The 1190-nt window shown below is 52.6% G+C and carries 1 rRNA gene (only partly in view); it reads left to right on the top strand.

The window, feature by feature from the left end:
- The first annotated feature begins 5 nt into the window (after positions 1–5).
- Positions 6–1190 (top strand): 16S ribosomal RNA (locus tag P178_RS0121175); it runs 334 nt beyond the window's last position.

Here is a 1190-nt window from a genome sequence, read left to right as displayed (position 1 = left end):
AAACAACGATGAAGAGTTTGATCCTGGCTCAGATGAACGCTAGCGCAGGCCTAACACATGCAAGTCGAGGGGTAACAGGGAGCTTGCTCCGCTGACGACCGGCGCACGGGTGCGCACCGCGTATGGAACCTACCTTGTACAGGGGAATAGCCCAGGGAAACTTGGATTAATGCCCGTGGTACCATGACCCGGCATCGGGATATGGTTAAGCCTTCGGGCGGTACAAGGATGGCCATGCGTCCCATTAGTTTGTTGGTAAGGTAACGGCTTACCAAGACTACGATGGGTAGGGGCCCTGAGAGGGGGATCCCCCACACTGGTACTGAGACACGGACCAGACTCCTACGGGAGGCAGCAGTGAGGAATATTGGACAATGGAGGAGACTCTGATCCAGCCATGCCGCGTGCAGGAAGAATGCCCTATGGGTAGTAAACTGCTTTTATACGGGAAGAAAAGAGCTACGTGTAGCTTACTGACGGTACCGTAAGAATAAGGACCGGCTAACTCCGTGCCAGCAGCCGCGGTAATACGGAGGGTCCGAGCGTTATCCGGAATTATTGGGTTTAAAGGGTCCGTAGGCGGGCCGATAAGTCAGGGGTGAAAGTCTGCCGCTCAACGGTAGAACTGCCTTTGATACTGTCGGTCTTGAGTTATAGTGAAGTTGCCGGAATATGTAGTGTAGCGGTGAAATGCATAGATATTACATAGAACACCGATTGCGAAGGCAGGTGACTAACTATATACTGACGCTGATGGACGAAAGCGTGGGGAGCGAACAGGATTAGATACCCTGGTAGTCCACGCCGTAAACGATGGATACTAGCTGTCCGGAACCTTGAGTTCTGGGCGGCCAAGCGAAAGTGATAAGTATCCCACCTGGGAGTACGTTCGCAAGAATGAAACTCAAAGGAATTGACGGGGGCCCGCACAAGCGGTGGAGCATGTGGTTTAATTCGATGATACGCGAGGAACCTTACCAGGGCTTAAATGCATATTGACAGGTCTAGAGATAGATTTTCCTTCGGGCAATTTGCAAGGTGCTGCATGGTTGTCGTCAGCTCGTGCCGTGAGGTGTCAGGTTAAGTCCTATAACGAGCGCAACCCCTACCGTTAGTTGCCAGCATGTCATGATGGGGACTCTAACGGGACTGCCGGTGCAAACCGTGAGGAAGGTGGGGATGACGTCAAA

It is taken from the genome of Maribacter sp. Hel_I_7, assembly GCF_000688315.1.
In the GTDB taxonomy this organism is placed as follows: Bacteria; Bacteroidota; Bacteroidia; order Flavobacteriales; family Flavobacteriaceae; genus Maribacter; species Maribacter stanieri.
Note: the sequence above shows the minus strand (reverse complement) of the source record. Positions and strands in the feature narration are given on the sequence as shown.